Genomic DNA, 1,468 nt, shown 5'->3' on the forward strand with positions numbered 1-1,468 from the left:
CCCTCGACCGGCTGCCCGTCCGTACCGCCCTGCCCGCGCTGCGCGCCGCTCTCGACGAGCGGGGCGGCGCCGTGCTGTGCGCCCCGCCGGGAACCGGCAAGACCACGCTGGTGCCTCTGGACCTCGCCGGGCTGACGGGCACAGGGCCGCGGCGCCGGGTGCTGGTCGCCGAGCCGCGGCGGATCGCGGCGCGGGCGGCGGCCCGGCGGATGGCCTGGCTGCTGGGCGAGCAGGTCGGCGAGCGGGTCGGTTTCACCGTGCGCGGTGAGCGCCGGGCCGGGCCGCGGACCGTCGTGGAGGTCGTGACCACCGGTGTGCTCGTGCAGCGGCTGCAACGGGATCCGGAGCTGGCGGGCGTCGATGTCGTGGTGCTCGACGAATGCCACGAGCGGCATCTCGACGCCGACACCGCCGCCGCGTTCCTGCTGGACGTGCGGGAGACGCTGCGGCCGGAGCTGCGGCTGGTGGCGGCGTCGGCGACGACGGACGCGCGGGGGTGGGCCGCGCTGCTGGGCGGTTCCGGGAGCCCCGCCCCGGTGGTGGAGGCCGAGGGGGTGTCGCACCCCGTGGACGTGGTGTGGGCGCCCCCGGAGCGGCCGGTGCGCCCGGCGCACGGGATGCGGGTCGATCCGGCGCTGCTGGCGCATGTCGCGGCGATGGTGCGGCGCGCCCTGCGGGAGCGGGCGGGCGATGTGCTGTGCTTCCTGCCCGGTGTCGGGGAGATCGGGCGCGTCGCCGGGCATCTCGACGGGGTGGCGGCGGAAGTGCTCCAGGTGCACGGCCGGGCGCCCGCGCAGGTGCAGGACGCGGTGCTGGCCGGCGGGGAGGGGCGGCGGGTGGTGCTGGCCACGTCGGTCGCGGAGTCGAGTCTGACGGTGCCCGGGGTGCGGGTGGTGGTGGACAGCGGCCTGGCTCGGGTGCCGCGGCGGGACCATGCCCGGGGGCTGAGCGCGCTGGCGACCGTACGGGCGTCGCGTGCGGCCGCGCGGCAGCGCGCCGGGCGGGCGGGCCGTGAGGCGCCCGGTGTGGTCTACCGCTGCTGGGCGGAGGGTGAGGACGGGCGGCTGCCGGGGTTCCCGGAGCCGGAGATCATGGTGGCGGACCTGACGGCGTTCGCGTTGCAGACGGCGTGCTGGGGTGATCCGTCCGCCGCGGGCCTCGCGCTGCTGGACGCGCCGCCGGCCGGGCCGATGGCGGCGGCCCGTGAGGTGCTGGCGGCGATCGGCGCGGTGGACGCGCACGGCCGGGTGACGGACCGGGGGACGCGGATGGGGCGGCTGGGTGTGCATCCCCGGCTGGCCCGTGCGTTGCTGGACGGCGCGCGGGAGGTCGGTGTGCGGCGGGCGGCGGAGGTCGTGGCGCTGCTGAGCGAGGAGCCGCCGAGGGAGTACGGGGACGATCTGGCGGCGGCGTGGCGTACGGCGCGGCGGGGCGGCGACGGTTATGCGGCGCGGTGGCGGCAGGAGGC

Annotated in this window: 1 protein-coding gene; it reads left to right on the forward strand. The window is 78.6% G+C overall.

Annotated elements, in window-relative coordinates; translation table 11 throughout:
* On the forward strand, positions 1-1,468 hold a 1,468-nt coding region (locus AC51EU_RS30475), incomplete at both ends, for a helicase-related protein (protein ID WP_496270324.1).

It is taken from the genome of Candidatus Streptomyces philanthi, from assembly GCF_059553635.1.